Annotated in this window: 23 protein-coding genes; 5 read left to right on the top strand and 18 right to left on the bottom strand. The window is 33.7% G+C overall.

Annotation, left to right across the window (positions count from 1 at the left end; all coding sequences use genetic code 11):
* Positions 1-108: 108 nt before the first annotated feature.
* The 10 genes from ACQY44_RS02495 to ACQY44_RS02540 form a co-directional block, all read right to left on the bottom strand.
* On the bottom strand, positions 109-882 hold the full coding sequence (locus tag ACQY44_RS02495) for a TerC family protein (RefSeq protein WP_428228847.1): 774 nt from the start codon (positions 880-882) through the stop codon (positions 109-111).
* A gap of 38 nt (positions 883-920) precedes the next feature.
* Positions 921-1,292, bottom strand: coding sequence for a DNA topoisomerase IV (locus ACQY44_RS02500; RefSeq protein ID WP_428228848.1), 372 nt, complete (start codon positions 1,290-1,292; stop codon positions 921-923).
* Positions 1,293-1,447: 155 nt separating this feature from the next.
* Complete coding sequence (locus ACQY44_RS02505) at positions 1,448-1,912, bottom strand: hypothetical protein (protein ID WP_428228849.1); 465 nt, start codon at positions 1,910-1,912, stop codon at positions 1,448-1,450.
* Between the two features lie 62 nt (positions 1,913-1,974).
* Positions 1,975-2,550 (bottom strand): DUF1572 family protein, encoded by a 576-nt coding sequence (locus tag ACQY44_RS02510; RefSeq protein WP_428228850.1) that lies wholly within the window; start codon positions 2,548-2,550, stop codon positions 1,975-1,977.
* Between the two features lie 105 nt (positions 2,551-2,655).
* A complete protein-coding gene (locus ACQY44_RS02515; RefSeq protein WP_428228851.1) occupies positions 2,656-3,228 on the bottom strand; it encodes a pentapeptide repeat-containing protein in 573 nt (190 codons plus the stop codon).
* Between the two features lie 283 nt (positions 3,229-3,511).
* Positions 3,512-3,742, bottom strand: a complete 231-nt coding sequence (locus ACQY44_RS02520; protein ID WP_428228852.1) for a hypothetical protein — start codon at positions 3,740-3,742, stop codon at positions 3,512-3,514.
* Positions 3,743-3,769: 27 nt separating this feature from the next.
* The gene (locus ACQY44_RS02525) at positions 3,770-3,991 is read right to left on the bottom strand and encodes a DUF6095 family protein (protein WP_428228853.1); all 222 of its coding nucleotides are present in this window, start codon (positions 3,989-3,991) and stop codon (positions 3,770-3,772) included.
* A 78-nt stretch (positions 3,992-4,069) separates the two neighbouring features.
* Positions 4,070-4,882 carry an N-acetylmuramic acid 6-phosphate etherase gene (gene murQ / locus ACQY44_RS02530; RefSeq protein ID WP_428228854.1) on the bottom strand — a complete coding sequence of 271 codons (813 nt, stop codon included), beginning with the start codon at positions 4,880-4,882 and terminating at the stop codon, positions 4,070-4,072.
* Positions 4,883-5,191: 309 nt separating this feature from the next.
* Entirely contained in the window at positions 5,192-5,860 is a 669-nt protein-coding gene (locus ACQY44_RS02535) for a ZIP family metal transporter (protein ID WP_428228855.1), read from the bottom strand.
* An 85-nt stretch (positions 5,861-5,945) separates the two neighbouring features.
* A complete protein-coding gene (locus tag ACQY44_RS02540; protein ID WP_428228856.1) occupies positions 5,946-6,710 on the bottom strand; it encodes a class I SAM-dependent methyltransferase in 765 nt (254 codons plus the stop codon).
* A 132-nt stretch (positions 6,711-6,842) separates the two neighbouring features.
* Between ACQY44_RS02540 and ACQY44_RS02545 the strand changes: the two genes are divergently transcribed.
* The 3 genes from ACQY44_RS02545 (at position 6,843) to ACQY44_RS02555 (ending at position 9,105) form a co-directional block, all read left to right on the top strand.
* A complete protein-coding gene (locus ACQY44_RS02545) occupies positions 6,843-8,000 on the top strand; it encodes a THUMP domain-containing class I SAM-dependent RNA methyltransferase (RefSeq protein WP_428228857.1) in 1,158 nt (385 codons plus the stop codon).
* A gap of 159 nt (positions 8,001-8,159) precedes the next feature.
* On the top strand, positions 8,160-8,396 hold the full coding sequence (locus ACQY44_RS02550) for a hypothetical protein (protein WP_428228858.1): 237 nt from the start codon (positions 8,160-8,162) through the stop codon (positions 8,394-8,396).
* A 16-nt stretch (positions 8,397-8,412) separates the two neighbouring features.
* The gene (locus tag ACQY44_RS02555) at positions 8,413-9,105 is read left to right on the top strand and encodes an aspartate/glutamate racemase family protein (RefSeq protein ID WP_428228859.1); all 693 of its coding nucleotides are present in this window, start codon (positions 8,413-8,415) and stop codon (positions 9,103-9,105) included.
* Positions 9,106-9,161: 56 nt separating this feature from the next.
* On the opposite strand, the gene ACQY44_RS02560 is transcribed toward ACQY44_RS02555, so the two are convergent.
* Genes ACQY44_RS02560 through rlmD form a run of 4 tightly spaced genes read right to left on the bottom strand, consistent with a single transcriptional unit; the run spans position 9,162 to position 12,882 of the window.
* Complete coding sequence (locus tag ACQY44_RS02560; RefSeq protein WP_428228860.1) at positions 9,162-10,100, bottom strand: XAC2610-related protein; 939 nt, start codon at positions 10,098-10,100, stop codon at positions 9,162-9,164.
* Between the two features lie 11 nt (positions 10,101-10,111).
* A complete protein-coding gene (locus tag ACQY44_RS02565; RefSeq protein ID WP_428228861.1) occupies positions 10,112-10,927 on the bottom strand; it encodes a DUF6048 family protein in 816 nt (271 codons plus the stop codon).
* Positions 10,899-11,456, bottom strand: coding sequence for a DUF6452 family protein (locus ACQY44_RS02570; protein ID WP_428228862.1), 558 nt, complete (start codon positions 11,454-11,456; stop codon positions 10,899-10,901). The genes ACQY44_RS02565 and ACQY44_RS02570 overlap by 29 nt, the downstream gene beginning before the upstream one ends.
* Before the next feature lie 13 nt (positions 11,457-11,469).
* Positions 11,470-12,882, bottom strand: a complete 1,413-nt coding sequence (gene rlmD, locus ACQY44_RS02575) for a 23S rRNA (uracil(1939)-C(5))-methyltransferase RlmD (RefSeq protein WP_428228863.1) — start codon at positions 12,880-12,882, stop codon at positions 11,470-11,472.
* A gap of 194 nt (positions 12,883-13,076) precedes the next feature.
* Between rlmD and ACQY44_RS02580 the strand changes: the two genes are divergently transcribed.
* A complete protein-coding gene (locus ACQY44_RS02580; RefSeq protein WP_428228864.1) occupies positions 13,077-14,090 on the top strand; it encodes a sensor histidine kinase in 1,014 nt (337 codons plus the stop codon).
* Between the two features lie 64 nt (positions 14,091-14,154).
* Here ACQY44_RS02580 and ACQY44_RS02585 read toward each other — a convergent pair whose 3' ends face one another.
* The 4 genes from ACQY44_RS02585 to epsC form a co-directional block, all read right to left on the bottom strand.
* A complete protein-coding gene (locus ACQY44_RS02585; RefSeq protein WP_428228865.1) occupies positions 14,155-14,562 on the bottom strand; it encodes a hypothetical protein in 408 nt (135 codons plus the stop codon).
* A gap of 105 nt (positions 14,563-14,667) precedes the next feature.
* The gene (locus ACQY44_RS02590) at positions 14,668-15,654 is read right to left on the bottom strand and encodes an aldo/keto reductase (protein ID WP_428228866.1); all 987 of its coding nucleotides are present in this window, start codon (positions 15,652-15,654) and stop codon (positions 14,668-14,670) included.
* Between the two features lie 190 nt (positions 15,655-15,844).
* Positions 15,845-16,732 carry a cysteine synthase CysM gene (gene cysM, locus ACQY44_RS02595; RefSeq protein WP_428228867.1) on the bottom strand — a complete coding sequence of 296 codons (888 nt, stop codon included), beginning with the start codon at positions 16,730-16,732 and terminating at the stop codon, positions 15,845-15,847.
* Between the two features lies 1 nt (position 16,733).
* Positions 16,734-17,525, bottom strand: coding sequence for a serine O-acetyltransferase EpsC (epsC, locus tag ACQY44_RS02600; RefSeq protein ID WP_428228868.1), 792 nt, complete (start codon positions 17,523-17,525; stop codon positions 16,734-16,736).
* 191 nt (positions 17,526-17,716) lie between these two features.
* Here epsC and ACQY44_RS02605 point away from each other — a divergent pair, with 191 nt between their 5' ends.
* The gene (locus ACQY44_RS02605; protein ID WP_428228869.1) at positions 17,717-18,418 is read left to right on the top strand and encodes a DUF1003 domain-containing protein; all 702 of its coding nucleotides are present in this window, start codon (positions 17,717-17,719) and stop codon (positions 18,416-18,418) included.
* The last annotated feature ends 147 nt before the right edge of the window (positions 18,419-18,565 follow it).

Below are 18,565 nucleotides of genomic sequence, written 5' to 3' on the forward strand. Positions count from 1 at the left end.
GCCACAAAGTCACAAAGGCACAAAATTTTGTTTATTCTTTGTGTTTTTGTGAGAGTTTTGCGAGTGAGATACTATAAAAAAAAGTCCCAAAAATAGGAACTTTTAGATTTAAGATTGTTTCTTTCGAATCCGCATGTTGATAAACTCAACAGCCAAAGAAAACGAAATGGCAAAATACAAATATCCTTTGGGCACCGCACCAATGTGTTCGCCGGCAAGTGCAGCATTCGATAAATGCATACTTTCTGTAATCAACATGAAGCCAATGAGGATTAAAAACGAAAGCCCCAATATTTGGATTGAAGGGTTTTTATTGACGAAATTTCCAACCGGAACGGCAAATAACATCATCACCAAAACTGAAATAATCACAGCTGTAATCATAATTGTCAAAGCACCATGAACCCCATTTGTCATACCAACCGCGGTTAAGATAGAATCGACAGAGAAGATCAGATCAATCAATAAAATCTGTACGATAACATTCGAAAATGATTTTTTAGCGGCTGTACCAATGCTCTTTTCTTCATCGCCTTTATGATCAACTTTTTCGCTGATTTCCTTGGTGCTTTTATAAATTAAAAATAAACCTCCAAAAAACAAAATCAAAGCCTGACCTGTAAAATCGCCCTCGAACCAACCCCAGTGAATGCTAAATATAGTGGCTTTCATGGCAATCAGATACGAAATCCCCATCAATAAAGCGATACGCATAAACATGGCTAAAAACAGACCAATTCGGGTTGCTTTTTTGCGATCTTCTTCAGGTAATTTACCTGTTACAATCGATATAAATATAATATTATCAATTCCTAAAACAATTTCAAGAAAAGTCAGTGTTAATAAGGCAATCCATGCATCGGGATTTAAAAATACTTCCATTCTAAAAAGAGTTTAATTGTCTTTATTATTTAAATGATTTACTCCACTTTTACAACTGTTCCGCGTTGTTTCTGATCAGAACCCACCATTCCAAATTCAAATGTATACGAATCTTTCGACGTGGTTAAAATCTTCATACTAATGGCTTTTTCTTCGGCCATATTCTTGGGATGTTTTTTTTGTAAAATATATTCACAGTCACTAACCCAACGCACAGTTGAGGTATCTGTTTTTCCGTCAAAGGTTTCAATTTCGATACCATCTTTACGTTCAAAAATTGTTGTTTTTTTTACGCCATTTACATCAAACTCAAATTTGAATTTTCCGTTTTTAAAATTTTTACAATTGTGTTCAGCGTCGTAACAAGATACTAATGCAAGTAACGGAAGAAAGAATATAATTTTTTTCATTTTAAATATTTTGTTTTTTTTAGGACCCAATCCTGCTTTTTGTTACAATCTTTTTATCCGCTATGGCAAAATAAAAAGGATTCTCTCCCGAGACTTCGAGACAATCAGGGATAGTATTTATAGTTCTCATGAACCAGTTGTATTATATTGATGTTCTAAATTTTTTGGATGTAAAACTCTTTTAATTTTTTAGATTCTTTTACTTCTGCTCTAATTTCTTCTTTAGATTCGCCTTTTGATGCTTTTGGCCAGATATGAAATCCACCATATGTCATATCTTTAATTTTTTGTAAAAAGGCTTGTCCATATTCTTCAAATCCACTTATATCTTCAGGATTATCCCAAACGCCCCAAATACCATTTTCGTCAACATCTCCCTGATAGTTTATGATATGAGTCGCATATTTTTTTATCATTTTAATTTTAAAATGCTCCAAATTATAAGTTCCGTTCCACCTAAAAGAGTTTACATCATCAATTCCAGAGCCGGAAACAATAGAATTTTTAAAAATCAGTTCAATAGACATTTTATGTTGTGCTGGAGAATTAGAATAACAATAAAATCCTTCCCATTCGCCACTTGGCAAAAAATGATGTGTTTCGTTGTTTTTTTGTCTCATATTTATAGTTCCAAATAAAAAGAATGTTATAGACTTTGACTTCGCTCAGTCTTGCAATATTGTTATTTCAATCTCTTTAACTCGTCATCGGTAAAGTTCCTGATTTCTTTTTCTTTGGCAAACTTTTCGGCATTGTAATTTCCGGATTTATTTCTGGGGATCGATAAACTATTCCATTCGCTATTTTTTAGTTGTTTGGCATAAAAAACAATCTGACCCACATGATACGGATAATGCGCCAGTTGGCGGTTTATAGCTTCAATAACGGTGTGCCCTTCATTACGAATATAGATAATGTCTGAAAGTTGTTCGGGGTTTAAACTGTTTAAGGTATTTAAAAAACAATCCCAGCCTTTATTCCAAACCTGTAAGACCTCCTCTTTAGAATATAAATTATTTTCAAATTCAGCATCGCGGTTTCGCCATTCTTTTTCACCATCAGAAGTCAGGAAATCTGTCCATCTCGAAAGCATATTACCGGAAATATGATTGATAATAGTAGCAATACTATTGGTATCTTCGTTTATGGCAACAAAAAGCTGATGAGGTTCTAATTGATCCATCGCTTTTTCGCCCAAAGTTTTATAATATAAAAACTGCTTTTTAACGCTTTCTAAATAGGACTCGGTTGCTTTCATAATTAGAATTGAATTATTGTTCTTTTGCCACGAATTCACGAATTATAATTAATTGCTTTTATAATAAAAAAAATTAGCGAGTTCGTAGCTTTCTAAAACGTATTGTTAGACAATTTTGATATCGTATTTATCTAAAAGCCCCACAATTCCATCATTCGAAAATTGCGCTTTTTTCATCGGGTTAAATTCGGGATCGATTTTGTAATTGTAAGCCGTTTTAAAATTTACTGCAGCCAATTGTGTATCATTAAAAATGGCTCCTTCTAAATTACAATTATCAAAAACCGAACTCGTTAAGTTAGTTCCTATAAAAGTAACTTCCCTAACAGAGCAATTAATGAATTTGGTTTTAGGCATTTTTTTATTTGAAAAGACGGCATAATCTAAAGTGCTTTCTTCAAAATAAACCTGAAATAAAAAATCGTCACATTCATTAAAAGCGATTCCTAAAAGTTTGCAGTTTTTAAAAGAAACGTTTTTTAAGCTTGTTCCTGATAAACTCGTCATCGACAAATTGCAATCGATAAATTCGCAATCTAAAAATGTATTATAGGCAAAATTGCTATTAGAAAAGTCACAGTTTTTAAAGACACAATCTTCAAACTCACGATTGTTTATTTTTTTATCAATATAAGCGACTTTCTCGAACGTTTTTTGAATGTGAATTATACCTTCCATGAATGTTTTTTTTGTTTCTGAGTATTGTGACGCACGCGAAGAATGTAAATGATCTCTTCCTGTTATTTGATATGATAGAGCATAATTATACACGGCATAAACTCTAAAAGAGCCATCATTATTGGTCTTTTGTTTATCTAGTTTATATATTTCGGGTTGTGTTTTATTTCTGTACTGTCAAAAATAGTGTTCACTACTTTGTCTGCAATTGTAATCGATTTACTTTCAAAGAAAATTTAAAAATGAATGTCTTCTAATTGGTCTAAAGCATTTTTAGATCAAATTATTTTCTTCCCCATTTTTTTGCAATTTCTTTTGCTTGATCTTCGGTATAAAAATCACCTTTTTTAATACTTTCTAAGGCATTTTCGATATCCAAATTATAAGCCGCATCTGAGTCAACTGTAGAATTATTAATGGATTGCAAAAGATGTTTTAATTTTTCTACAAAAGAAGGATCTTTTACTTTGTCGATTTCTTGATGAATCCAGTTTATTTCTACTTGTATATCCATGATAGTGAATTTTAGTAAAGATACAAATTAGTCATTAAAGATACCCCTCATAATAATTTTCAATCCGTAAAAAATCGGGAACATTGCGCTTAAACAAGCCACAATTCCAATTCCTAAAACCAAATAATGCCAGTTGGTATGCTGATTCATAAAAGCATTATAAATTAACGAAGGACCAATAAATAATAACGGCAATGAACCTGACATATATTTAATTCCTTTCCCTAGTAATTCTTTATTTGTTGCCATAGTTTTTTTGTTTCAGGTTTCAAACTTTTCGGTTAAATATTCAGGCAGTTTCCCATCTCACATTTCACAAAAAACTTTTTACTTTATATAATTATCAACAGCATTTCTAACGCTGCCATATTTTTTTAATAGTTCAGCACCTTCTTCATAAGAAACCGGAATTTCGTCCATGATCATTTTTACGCCACGGTCTACCAATTTAATATTACTTAGTTGCATATCGACCATTTTGTTTCCTCTTACTTTTCCAATCTGAATCATAGCGGCAGTCGAAATCATGTTGAGGACTAATTTTTGAGCTGTTCCTGCTTTCATTCTGGAACTTCCTGTAATAAATTCAGGACCTACCACTACTTCAACAGGAAATTGGGCGGTTAGTGCCAACGGACTTCCGGCATTGTTGGTAATACAACCCGTAACAATATTGTTTTGATTGCAGGTTTCTAAACCACCAATAACATAAGGAGTAGTTCCGGAAGCTGCGATACCAATAACGACATCATTTTCCCCAATATTATGGTTTTGCAAATCGATCCAAGCTTGTGTAGCGTTGTCTTCTGCATTTTCTACGGCACGACGAATAGCAGTGTCTCCACCGGCAATAATTCCGTTTACCAAATCAAAAGGAACACCAAAAGTAGGAGGGCATTCTGAGGCATCAACAACACCTAATCGGCCGGATGTTCCGGCTCCGATATAAAAAAGGCGGCCACCTAATTTTAGTTTAGCAACTACTTGTGCTACTAAAGCTTCAATTTGCGGAATTGCTTTTGCGACTGCATCCGGAACAGTTTGATCTTCCTGATTGATGTTGGTAAGCAATTCCTGTAGAGACATTATTTCTAAATGTTCGTATTTTGAAGATTGTTCTGTAGTTTTGGTAAATGCCATTTTTTCGTGTTAATTAAACCGGCTCAAAATTAATCTTTTTTATTGCAATCCCGAAATTTAGAACGTAAAGTAGCAAAGATTAAAAAACTTTTTTTCTTTTAATTGTTACATAACGATCGCTTGCTGGAATCCCCATAAGAGGTTTTTTAACCTGTTAGCTATTTTTGAATGAGAGTAAGTCTTTTTTTGCGTGAGGGATAGGATAGGAGTAAGCTACCAAAGTATTGCGGATAGCCCGACCGTATTTGCGAAAGGCGCACATAAGCAGTTTGTTTGATAGCACCTTTTGTAAATGTGGTCACGCCCAAATTATAACAAAAACGCCAATAAAATCCCCAGAACGATCATAGAAACTTTGGCAATATTAAATTTATGTCCTTCGCTGCTTTCGAAAATAATAGTTGATGAAATGTGAAATAAAATACCAATTACGATCGCGGTAATTTCAGTATAATATTCGTTTAAAAAAGGTAAATATTCAGATGCAATTGTACCAAGAGGTGTCATAATGGCAAAAGTAAGCATGAAAGCGAAAATGGCTTTTTTGTTCAGGTTGGCATTAATGAAAAATGTAGTTAGAATAACGGCAATTGGCAAATGATGAATGGCTATGCCAAGTGCTAAATCATGGTGATGGCTTACCGGAAAACCTTCTAAAAAAGCATGAATACAAAGGCTTATAAAAAGCAGCCACGGAATCTGGCTCATTTGTGCATGTCCGTGAACGTGCCCGTGTTCAGCTCCTTTAGAGAAAAACTCTAATATGATCTGGAATAAAATTCCGACCATGATAAACACACCAATATTATGATTATGGGTTTCGTAAACTTCCGGAAGCAAATGCATTACCGTTAATGACAATAAAAATGAACCGCTAAAAGCAAGCAATAATTTCAGATTGGTTTTGCTTTTTGGTTTTAAAAACAAAGCCACAATATAACCTAAAAGTACAGAAAATAAGGGTAATAGATAATTCATTTTTTATTGTTTAATCGTTGATTTGTTTAATCGGTTAATTGTTTTGTTTGTTTATTCGGTTAAACAATTAAACGATTCACCAATTTTACTTAAAAATCATGATTAATCGTTCACTTTCGGTTTTGTGAAATTTTTTGAGTTTATAGTCTCCAAAAATATCTAACAGAAAAATTCCGGCTTCTTCCATTAATTCTTCAAAGTCTTTTAATGTTAAAGCTTTTACTTTTTCGGTAAAATGATAGTGATGTCCTTTGTCTTCAAAATCTATTTCTTTAAAAATATGCCCGTCCTCAACATATCTTTTGATTTTAAAGTCGATATCGTCAACTGTTTTTACTTCTTCAGGAACCAGAGTTTCGATTACATTTGCCACGTTCATAAAATCAATTACTGCAAAACCATATTCAGACAAACTTTCTTTGATGGCTTTTAGTGTTGTTAGATTATCCTCGTCGTTTTCGAAGTAGCCAAAGCTTGTAAACAAATTAAAAATAGCATCAAACTTTTCATCAAAAGGTTCACGCATATCGTGTACTTTAAAATGCAGGGTTTCGTTGCTGTTTTTGCTGGCTTCGGCAATGCTGTTCTCAGACAAGTCAGCACCTAATACATTAAATCCTAATTGATTCAGGTAAATAGAGTGGCGTCCTTTTCCGCATGCTAAATCGAGGACTTTTGCTTTTTCAGGCAGGTTAAGATAATGCGTCAGATTATCCATAAAAATTTGCGCCTCGCGATAGTTTCTATCTTTATAAAGAATGTGGTAATAAGGAGTATCAAACCATGAAGTAAACCAATTTTCGGTGTTACGTTCCTGATTTGGTGTTGATGAGTTTGGAGCTTCAGACATTTATTCTATTTCAATTAATTCAAAGTACCGCAAATTTAGTGTATTTTTGCCGAAAAATAACTATTTCGTGACGATACCTGAATAATCAGATGTGGGTTTGCGATCGGAGTTTTTTTTAATACAAAAATAAAGATGGAAGAAAATTTTAGAATGATAGCCAAATGTTTTTTTGGTTTTGAAGAAATATTAGAAAAAGAATTGCGTGATCTTGGTGCTCAGGATGTTGAAAAAGGAGTGCGAATGGTAAGTTTTAAAGGTGATAAGGGTTTTATGTACAAAGCCAATTTATCACTGCGTACTGCGCTTAAAGTCTTAAAACCAATTTATTCTTTTAGAGCGAATAATGAGCAGGCATTATACAAAGGGATTTCTGGTGTAAACTGGTCTAAACTGTTAAATGCCAATCAGACTTTTGTGATTGATGCCACAGTGCATTCGACTTATTTTAATCACTCTGAGTTTGTTTCTCAAAAATGTAAGGATGCTATTGTAGATCAGTTTAGAGAAAGAACTGGTCAGCGACCAAGTATTGATAAAGCTTTTCCTGATTTGCGAATTAATGTGCATATCGATAAAGATCAGGTTTCGGTTGCTTTAGATACTTCAGGGAATTCATTGCACCAGCGTGGCTACAGAACGGCTACGAATATTGCGCCAATCAATGAGGTTTTGGCAGCAGGAATTCTGTTATTATCAGGCTGGGAAGGTCAAAGTCATTTTCTGGACCCTATGTGCGGTTCAGGAACTTTTTTGGCTGAAGCTGCTATGATCGCTTGTAATATTCCGGCGAATATTAACCGTAAGGAATTTGCTTTTGAAAAATGGAAAGACTGGGATAATGATTTGTTTGAGCAAATTGTAAACAGTCTGATGAAAAAAACAAAAGAATTTCATTATACAATTAAAGGTTTTGATAAAGCACCAAGTGCTGTAAACAAAGCTAAGGACAATATCAAAAATGCCAATTTAGAAGATTATATTACCATTCAGGAAGAAAACTTTTTTGATACTGAAAAAGAGGTTGAAGGTAAGCTGCATATGGTTTTTAATCCGCCTTATGATGAGCGTTTAGACATTCATATGGAAGAATTCTACAAGAACATTGGTGATACTCTAAAGAAAAGCTATCCGGGAACAAATGCCTGGTTTATTACTGCAAATCTTGAAGCACTAAAATTTGTGGGATTAAAACCTTCCAGAAAAATCAAACTCTTCAATGCAAGTCTTGAAGCACGTTTGGTAAAATACGAAATGTACGAAGGAAGTAAGAGAACGAAGTTTCAAGTCTAAGCTTCTAAGGTTCTGAGATATTAAGTTTCTAAGTTTTTAACTTGGCTATTCAGGATTTTAGTAATTTAAACAAAAAATAATTAAGGTTTCTTGAGAACTAAATTGCAAGATTTTAGCCTGGCAACTTAGAGTCTCAGAACTTTAGTAACTCAAAAAGAAATGACAAAATTACAAGTAAGAGCTTTTTTATACCAATTAGGGTGTTTCGCAATTTTATTTATTGCAGGAAGATATGTAGTAGCGATGTATACTGGATTAACAGGACTTTGGATTCCGATGACTGCTTTTATTGCGGCCACTTTGATTTCGCCTAAATTTCAGGCGGTAAAAACCAAAGATGGTGAAAAGCTTTTCATGAAATGGATTTTCATAAAAGGAATTAGAGAAATTGGATAATTAATTTTGATTTTATATGAAGAAAATTGGACTTATAGGCGGGATTAGCTGGGTTTCTACCGGTGATTATTACAAACTTATAAATCAGGGGATAAATGACAGATTGGGAGGATTGAACTTCTCTGAATGTTTGATTTATTCTTTTAATTATGCTGATATAAAAAAGAATAACGAGACTAACGATTGGGAGTCTACTTTTAAGATGCTTTTAAAAGCTTCTCAATTTTTAAAGCAAGGAGGGGCAGAAGCAATTGTTTTGTGTGCCAATACCATGCATTTTATTGCCGATCGACTTGAGGCAGCAATAGGTTTGCCTGTAATTCATATTGCAACGGCAACAGCGATTGAAATTCAGAAACAAGAACTGAAAAGAGTAGGTTTATTGGGAACGAAGTTTACAATGGAACTGGATTTCTTTAAAAATAAACTTAGTGAAAAAGGCATTGAAGTTCTGATTCCTAAAAATGATGCGGACAGGGATTTTCTTCATGCTACCATTTTCGAAGAATTAGGAAAAGGAATTGTAACTGACGCAACTAAAAAGCGTTATCTGGAAATTGCCGGTCAATTAATAAAAGAAGGAGCAGAGGGAATTATTTTGGGTTGTACTGAAATTCCATTAGTAATAAAACCAGAAGATCTTGCTGTGCCGGTTTTTGATACTGCTTTATTACATTCAGAAGCAGCGGTAGATTTTCAGTTGTCTTAAAAAACAGAATATAACAGAAAAGCCATGAACTTAATTATTTAAATTCATGGCTTTTGTTATTTTTGATATTCTTTAACCTTTACTGATTTATTGTTTTTGATTTGGTATTCCGTATAAAGTGTTTTGTCGTTATCTTCAAAACTCTGCACTTTCCGAATCAGATAAAAATTAGAATTGAACCATTTGTAATAATAGTCAGATTCATTTCCGCTTCCGTCAGCTTCATACTTAACAAACTCCTTGTTTTTTTGATCAAATAATAAGTATTCTAATGCTTCAAGTTTCATATTTCTAATGAATTGTTTCTTTGTTTTGTCATAAACAAAATAAAGAAAGCTTCCGTCATACTTAATTCGATCCGGAAAGTAAATAGGGATTTTAATGTCTAAAAGTCCATCAAAATTGATGTCTTCTAATTCAACTTCTCCATCTTTTCCGTAAATAACGGTATTGAAGCCAGAAAGAGTTTGTGCTTTTTCTTTTTTAGAATTATAAATATCCAGTTTGCTAATCAGAAAGTTGTCTGCTAATTCACCATTCGTATTTTCGGCTTTGCCTTTGTACGGGTTTAATTTGTAGCTGTAACTTTTGGGATTAAATTCAGAGAGATTTTCTAAACAAGTCAGCTTCACCTCTAATTGTTTGTCCTTTTTTTCGTTTTGCCAAACACCACTTACTTCGTAATTACTATTTAAATGTAATGAAAACGATCCTGTTTTTTTAGGAACATTTCCATTTTTGCCAGGAATATAAGTAGTTTCAGTCAGCGTTATTTCTTTGTTTTTAAAAATACCTTCTGTAGAAATAGCCCTGTCTTTTCCATTTTTTAGATAGTAATAACTTCCGGAAACAGAATCTTTTCCCTGATGAAATTCAATTGTCATTTCTATTGGGTACTTGTCTATTTTTCCGGAGAAATGTAGAAAAGTTTTGACAATTGTTTTTTGCGCAAAAGTGATTTGGCTAAAAATAAAAAGAACAATTATTTTTTTCATTTTAGCGAAAATTACTTCTTAGGAGTTTCTTTTTTTACAATTTCAGGAATTATTGTTTTTTTCTTATAAAGAGGAATGAAATAAGATACTGTATAGTTGAATCCTACTCCAAAACTTCCGTCATAAGTTCTGTTGAAGCCGGGGATGTATAAATTATCAAAACCGGAAGGCTTTGTGTTGGATACCAACATTTTTAGCTGGACCCCAAAACCTACAAACACATTATTAAAAACTTTAGCTTTTAAGCCCATAGCTACTTCCAGCCATCCTGCTGTAAGACCATTGTATTTTTGACCATCAATGATTGGAGGCTGTTCTCCCCAATACGGATTTGCATTATAAATTTTATAACTGTTTAATTGTTGGCTAAACGTACTAAAACCACCTCTTAAACCTATTGTAATTAAGTTTTCCATGTCAAGCCAGTTTTGATACAGATTGTAATCAAAACCTGCTTTTACATAAGTTCCGGTAGCTGTTGAGTTTAATCTGGTGTCATCTGTAGTTTTGTCTTCAAAACCAAGTTCAGCAGCCAGATAGTATTTTTTCGTTAAACGAAAATCACCTACAATTTCGATTCCTTTATAGTCTTTGTCATAAAAACCGCGGGTTAATTTGTACAAATCAACTCCTACGCGAAGACCGTAGCGATCGGTTTTGATGCTGTCTTTTTTTACTTCCTGAACGACAGGTTTTGCAGCTCCGGTTTTTGTTTTTTCCTGAGTGCTCCCTTTTGTTATTGTTTTAGTCGACGTTTCCTGGGCTTGCCCCAAAAACATTGAAAACAATAGGCAAAAACTAAAATAATACTTTAATATGTGTTTCATTTTCAGATTCGACGTTAGATTGTAGAACGATAACTCTCTGCATCCAAAGTCCATCATTGTTTGGATCTGTTTGCTCGAAAGGGGTTGATATTGGAGTAGTAGTCGATAGTGGATTCAATACAAAGGTAGTTTTGAAACCACAAGCCCTTGATACATAAACATTCTGACGCGTATAATTGAATTTTATTACATCTGTGTTGATTGCAGCAGGATTTGGATTGTTTGCATCAAAGATAAAACTATAGGTTACGGTATCTTCATCTGTTTTTAAAGGAACAGAAATAGTACTAGCACTAGTAAGATACTTTGTAATGCTGTCGCCACTTTTATTAAAAACAATTCCCTGAGGCTGATCTTTACCTATTACTTTTACATTAGTCACATTTTTAAGGGTGCTTGGCGCTGTAATGTCGTAAAAAGAAATCACTAATCGGGGAGTAGTGGGGGTATTTGCATCACAAATATCATCTTTCTCGCAGCTGGATAAGCCAAAACTAAAGACTAATAAAAGAGAGATTATTTTTTTCATTTAAAATTTTTTGTTATCGAAGTTCTAAAAGTACAACATTTTCGACATGATGCGTTTGTGGAAACATATCAACCGGTCTTACGCGCGTTACTTTGTATTTTTCATCCATTAAAGCTAAATCACGTGCTTGTGTAGCAGAATTACAACTTACATATACTACCTTTTTAGGAGCAATTTTCAGGATTTGATCAATAACTGCAGCGTGCATACCATCTCGTGGCGGATCTGTAATAATGACATCCGGTTTTCCGTGTTGTGCGATGAAGCTTTCGTTGAATACGACTTTCATATCACCTACAAAAAACTCACAATTCGTTATATTATTGCGTTCTGCGTTGGCTTTAGCATCTAAAATAGCTTCGGGAACACTTTCTACACCAATTACTTTTTTTGCTTTTTTAGAAACAAATTGCGCAATAGTTCCGGTTCCTGTATATAAATCATAAACGGTTTCGTCTCCTGAAAGGCCAGCGAAATCACGTGTTATTTTGTATAATTCATAAGCCTGGTCAGAGTTGGTTTGATAAAATGATTTAGCGTTGATGCTAAATTTTAAACCTTCCATTTCTTCCAGAATATAATCCCTGCCTTTATAAAGCTTAATGTTCTGATCGTAAATAGTATCGTTTTGTTTTGCGTTGATCACATACTGCAATGAAGTAATTTGTGGGAACTTTTCGTAAAGATGATCTAAAAGAAGCTCACGATTTTTTTTGTCATTTTCATAAAATTGAATCAAAACCATGATTTCCCCAGTCGAAGCTGTACGAATCATAAAAGTTCTTAATAAACCGGATTGCTCTCTGGGATTAAAGAAAGCTAAGTTATGTTCGTTAGCAAAATCTCTGATTTCATTTCTAATTGCATTAGAAGGGTCTTCCTGCAGGTAGCATTTTTGAATATCAAGAATTTTGTCCCACATTTTTGGGATATGAAAACCTAATGCATTTCTATTTCCTAAATCTTCAGTACTTTCAATTTCTTTCTCTGTTAACCAACGACTGTTAGAAAACGAAAATTCCATTTTATTTCTGTAGAAAAACTGTTTTTCTGAACCCAAAATAGTTTCAAATTCAGGTAGTTCAACTTTTCCAATACGTTGCAAATGATTTTTTACTTCGTTTTGTTTGTAATACAGCTGTTGGCTGTATTTCATATTTTGCCATTTACATCCTCCGCAAACTCCAAAATGATCGCAAATTGGTTCTATGCGATGTTCTGATAATTCATGAAATTTTACGGCTTTACCTTCATAATAGGCCTTTCTTTTTTTGAAAGTTTGTACGTCAACTACATCACCCGGAACCACGTTCGGGATAAAGATTACTTTTCCGTCAGGAGCTTTTGCTACTGATACTCCTTTTGCTCCGGCATCCAGAACCTGAATTTGATGAAAGACAACTTTGTCTGTATTTTTTCTTCCCATAGCGCAAAAATAAGTGTTTGTAAACTTTTACAAATTTAATTTTCAAAATATTTTACCAAATTGTTTAATTTATTACTTTAGTTAAGTTTAAAAGTTAACTTTGTTTTTAACAATTAGCCCAAATCCACCATTTTTAATCTAGATTATTGTTGTTTTTTATGAAGTTGTATCATAATCTTTCACAAATTAGCTTTTTGAAAAAAAGTTATGCCTTCAAATTTTTATTTGTAGCTTTTATTGGAATACATATTCCGTTGATCGGAATTTTGTTTTTTGTTCTTTATTATAATCATAGTATTTCGCCTACTTCAATATTAGTTTTTTCCCTGATTATGACTTTGTTGGCTACTGCAATAACACTCATAGTTTTAAATCAATTGATCAAACCAATTTCGATAGCGTCAAAAGCATTGGATAACTACAGGAATAACAGGCGACTTTCTGTTTTACCAACTGAATATATTGATGAAGCGGGTTTGTTAATGTGTAATATTCAGGAATCTATTTATGAGGCTGAAAGTTTTATAAATGAAAAACAGGATTTGATTTATATGCTTTCACATGATTTAAAAAATTTCGCTGGAAATCCTCAAGGACTGGCCAATTTGATTATTAATGAGAATCCCTCAGACTCTGTCCGTCAATTGGCAGAATTGATTCGTGAATCGACTAATCTGCAATTTCGATACATCGAAAACTTTATTAAATTATTACAAGAGCAAGACCGTGTTGTAAAAGGAAATCAGGAAATAAGAACGATTTTGTTTCCGGGTATTTTGCCTTTTATAAATGAGCAGGTCGAACAGCGCCTGATAGATAAAAATATAAAATTAAATTTGAGTCTGGAAATTGAGGAAGCTAAGCTTAGAATGGATGAAGGTTTGTTAATTCAGGTCATTGTCAATTTGATTAGTAATGCAATTAAATTCTCTTATTTTGACAGCGAAATTAAGGTTAGAATTTATAGTGACAATTCAAAATTAATAATAACAGTTGCAGATAAAGGAATTGGGTTTGATAAAAATCAGATTGATGAATTGTTTAAGAAATTTACTAAAATGAGCCGACTTGGAACCGCAAATGAATCTTCGACAGGTATTGGATTGTATTTGTGCAAAAAAATCATAGAAAAGAATAAAGGGACTTTACGCGCAACCAGTGAAGGAAAAAATAAAGGGGCAGAATTTAGAATTGAGTTTGACTCCTGAATAAAAAATCCGTCTTGATTAAAACTAAAATCAAAACGGATTCTTAAATAGTTTATTTGTTTTTCTAAAAGTTGGCTATGCTATAAGCCAGTTCAGGTTTTCCATTATTGCATTGCACTCCAACAGGAGCGATTGAACCTTCACAAGGAAAGGTTGTATTCCATTTTTTATCAAATTTTTCCTGAGCATCAAGATACTTCTGAACTTTATCAAGAAATTGAATGGTATTAATTTTTTTTGAATAAACAATAAAATTAATGTTTCCGCTACACTTGCTGTTGCTCACTTTCGTAAAACTCCATTCTTCACTATTGGTACAAGATTGCGAAGTAGATAATGAAAGTTTAACGATTTCATTATACATATGGTCTAATTTCTTAGATTCATTTTCCTTCGGATTATCATCGTTGGAGTTGGAACATGATGCAAATATCAGGTAAATTGCAAATAATATAAAACCCGGTTTTTTCATGGTTAGTGATTTTAAGGTTAGTTTTATTATTAGATGACCTGATTCGTAATTGGTTGCGTTAAAAACAGAATAGGAGTTTAGAAATTGTTATTCTAAACTAAAAAGCTACCAAAGATGATGAACATAAGGTTTGATGTATTCTTCGTAAATGGCATTCATTGCTGAAATTTTCTCCGGAGTTAATTCAGGTAAATCATAAACAGATAAATTAGAGAGTACATGATTTGCTGTAGAAGCTCCCGGAATAATGCAGCTTATTTCTTTAAAACTCAAGATCCATTGCAAGGCAATAGGAGCAAGGTTTGTCGTTTCAGGAAATAATGCTTTTAGTTTTTCAACAGCTTTTAATCCTAAGTTGTAATCGATTCCTGAAAAAGTTTCTCCTTTGTCGAAAGCATCTCCATTACGATTGAAATTACGATGATCCTGAGCGTCAAAAGTAGTGTTTGCATCAAATTTACCGGTCAAAAGTCCGCTGGCTAAAGGAACCCTCGCGATGATTCCGATATCTTTTTTCTGGGCTTCAGAGAAAAATAATTGAGAAGGGCGTTGACGAAATAAATTAAAAATAATCTGAACTGTGGTTACATTAGAATATTCAATAGCTTTTAAAGCTTCTTCGACTTTTTCGACACTTACGCCCAGATTCAGGATTTTTCCCTGATCTTTTAAGCGATCAAAAAGTTCAAAAATTTCAGGTCGGTAAAAAACTTCAGTAGGTGGACAGTGCAACTGAATTAAATCAATAGTTTCCAATCCCATTCTTTTCAAGCTGTTTTCCACAAATTTCTGAAGTACTTTTGGCTGATAGCCTTCACTAACATGTGGGTTAATATGCCGGCCGCATTTTGTAGCCACATAAATTCGTTCTGATCTGGAACGAACAACTCTTCCAACAGCAGTTTCGCTTAATCCGTTTTCGTAGACATCAGCAGTATCAATAAAATTTACACCATTGTCAATTGCAGTATTCAAAAGTTCATCTGCGGTTTTATTGTCAAAAGCAGATCCCCATTTTCCGCCAACCTGCCAGGTGCCAAGTGAGATTTCAGAGATGTTAAAATTCGTTTTTCCTAGTTTTCTGTAGTTCATTTTTTCTAAGGTTCAAGGGTTCAGAGTTGCAAAGGTTCAAAGGTTTTTTGTAGGGACGTACGGTAGGTCTTTTTATATTCGCAGATTTTTTAAAGAAGAGAAGATTCAGAGGTAGAAAGACGCAAAGAGTTTAGGATTAGCTTATAAAAACTTTGTCCCGATGAACCTTTGCGCCTTTGAACCTTTCTTCTCAATCAAATAAATCAGATGATAAATATCGATCGCCGCGATCACAGATAATGGCAACAATTACTCCTGATTCTAATTTTTCGGCAATTTTTAAGGCAACGGCAACAGAACCTCCGCTACTCATTCCTGCAAAAACACCTTCTTCGAGTGCCAAACGTTTGGTCATCTCTCTTGCTTCTTCTTCGCTAACGTCGACAACAGTATCGACTTTTGAAGCATCAAAAATTTTAGGCAAATATTCCTTAGGCCATTTGCGGATTCCCGGAATTTGAGATCCGTCACTTGGTTGCGCACCAATGATCTGAATTGCCGGATTTTTTTCTTTTAAATAAGTCGAAGTTCCAATGATAGTTCCTGTTGTTCCCATTGCCGAAACAAAATGAGTTACGGTTCCGTCAGTGTCATTCCAGATTTCAGGACCAGTGGTTTTATAATGTGCTTTCCAGTTGTCATCGTTTGTAAACTGATTTAGCATGACATAACCGCCTTCTGCCACTTTTTTGTCGGCATAGTCCCTTGAGCCAATAATTCCTTCGCTAGCAGGTGTTAAAATGACTGTAGCGCCATAAGCACGCATTGTTTGAGTTCTTTCTTTTGTAGAATCTTCCGGCAACACCAATTCGATCTCTATTTGAAACAATTGTGCAATCATGGCCAGCGCAATTCCGGTATTACCACTTGTCGCTTCAATCAGCTTGTCCCCTTTTTTGATATCACCTCGCTCCAGGGCAGCGGCAATCATGTTATAGGCCGCTCTGTCTTTTACGCTTCCGCCCGGATTATTGCCTTCTAACTTCAGTAAAAGTTTTACATTTTTATTTTTAACCAGATTGACAGTTTCCATCAAAGGAGTATTTCCAATTAGGTTTAGCAATTTCTGTGCATTCATTTTATTTTTTTTCTTTTATTTTGACTTCAGTTGTGGTGGTGTTCGTTACAATAGAATCTGCAGGAATTGATTTGGTTACCCAGGCATTTCCTCCAACAATGCTGTTTTTTCCAATAATGGTTTCGCCTCCCAAAATGGTAGCATTCGCATAAATGCAAACATTAGCTTCTACAGTTGGATGTCTTTTGGCATTTTTCATTTCTTTGCTCACACTTAAAGCGCCCAATGTAACACCCTGATAAATTTTTACATGTTTTTTAATCACGGTCGTTTCGCCAATAACAATTCCGGTGGCGTGATCAATAAAAAACGGAGAATCAATATTAGCACCGGCATGAATATCTGTTCCGGTAATTCGGTGTGCATATTCACTCATTAATCTTGAGAATAATAATAAATCCAGTTGATACAATTCATGGCTTAAGCGATAAATTGCAATTGCATAAAAACCGGGATAGCCCAGGTAAACTTCATCGATACTATTGGATGCCGGATCGTTTTCTAAAATATATTCAGCATCCTGATTTAGTTTTTCCAGAACACCTGGTAATTTTTCCAGAAACCGATCCCAAATCGATTCGCATGAGTTTTCAGGTTTTTTGCAGGCTAAAACAGCAATTTCCTTAAAGCATATTTCAAGTTCATCAATACTTGTATCTAAATCTGCATTCGAATCAAAAAGAGTATAAAAAAGCTTTTCGGTAAAATCTTCAGTTTTGGTTTTGATTCCGTAATTTATATTGGAATGGCTTTTTAAAGCTTTTATATTCTGTATGATAGTGTCTTTTGTCACAATTGTAAAATTGAGTGGATGATTTTAAAACGTTAAAAGTAATGCGTTTTTTGTAAATAAGGTTACGAATCAGGTAAAGAAATTTTGCTTTGAGAATTGTATTTGTGATAAATAAAAGAAATATGAAGGCACATTTTTTATAGCATTCTAAAGAAGTTAAATGCGTAAATTAGCCCGTAAAAATTATATAAATGAAAAATAATTCGACTTTTAAAAGTGCTGTTTCTAATCTTTCTTTTCCTGAAAGTGAGAAAATATTAGGAAAATCTATTCATGATCCAATTTTAGGGCTTATCATTGAAGATTATCCCTCTTTTAATGATGAAGATTGTATTGCGGTTAAAGAATTGAATTTGTACCGCCAAAAATATATTTCGAGATATTTATCGACAGAAATAGGAACGCTTTCTGATCTTGAACAAAGTGTTATTAATTCTCTGAAAGAAGATAAATCAATCGTGAGTATTGTTGAAGATGAAGGGGAGATCAGAAGTTTTGGTCAAAAAATAGCAGATAAGGTGGCAGACTTTGGCGGAAGCTGGACTTTTATTATTTCTTTTTTACTTTTTATTGTGGTCTGGATTAGTGCCAATGTGTATATTTTGGTGAATAAAGGTTTTGATCCGTATCCGTTTATTTTGCTGAATTTGATTTTATCCTGTATTGCTGCATTGCAGGCTCCGGTAATTATGATGAGCCAAAATCGTCAGGAAGAAAAAGATAGAAATCGTGCTAAAAAAGATTACATGATTAACCTGAAATCAGAATTAGAAATCAGAATGATTCACGATAAAATTGATCACTTGATTATGCACCAACAACAAGAATTAATCGAAATTCAAAAAGTACAAATAGAGATGATGAATGATATTTTGAATCAGATAAAAAAATAATTTCAGAAGGGCTTTTAGTTCAAAAAGAAATCAAATTTGAAGTGCATCAACGATATTTTTCAAATGAAAAAAAAGATGTTTTTCCGGATATAAAGCCAAAGGTGTTTTTGATTTTTGAATCGGACTGATGAACATGAGATAAGAAAA

Origin of the sequence: Flavobacterium sp. (genome assembly GCF_965277525.1) — a bacterium.
GTDB lineage: Bacteria > Bacteroidota > Bacteroidia > Flavobacteriales > Flavobacteriaceae > Flavobacterium.